Below are 542 nucleotides of genomic sequence, written 5' to 3'. Positions count from 1 at the left end.
CTGATCGACAGCATGGGGCACTGGGCGTTAGAAGTCGCCTGCCGGGATGCGAGAACGTGGAATGACCAGGGCCACCCCATCCAGGTGAGCGTCAACCTGTCGGCGCGGCAGCTCAATCGCCCCCTGCTGGCCGAGGAAGTGGCGCAGGTCGTCGCAAGGGCCGGCCTCCTGCCCGCTCAGCTCGAACTCGAGATCACTGAAAGCGGCGTCATGCACAACCCCGCCCAGGCCGCCCTGCGGCTGCGCGAACTGCGCGATCTGGGCGTGTCCCTGGCGATCGACGATTTCGGCACCGGGTACTCCTCGTTGTCCTATCTGCGCAACTTCCCCTTGAGCACGTTGAAGATCGATCGATCCTTCATCAAGGACTTGCCGATAGACGAGGCTGCTGCAGCACTGACCGCGGGCATCATCGCGTTGGCGCGCAGCCTGCGAATGAAGGTGGTGGCCGAGGGCGTCGAGACCCGGGAGCAGTTGGGCTATCTGCGCGTCAATGGCTGCGATGAAATCCAGGGCTACTACCTCAGCAAGCCGATCACCGC

The 542-nt window shown here is 64.0% G+C and carries 1 protein-coding gene; it reads left to right on the top strand.

The window, feature by feature from the left end; genetic code table 11:
• Positions 1-542 (top strand): EAL domain-containing protein (locus AC07O2_RS25995; RefSeq protein ID WP_495235001.1); only part of this gene is annotated, 542 nt, incomplete at both ends.

The sequence above is a fragment of the Rhodoferax sp. GW821-FHT10B06 genome (assembly GCF_059415605.1).
Note: the sequence above shows the minus strand (reverse complement) of the source record. Positions and strands in the feature narration are given on the sequence as shown.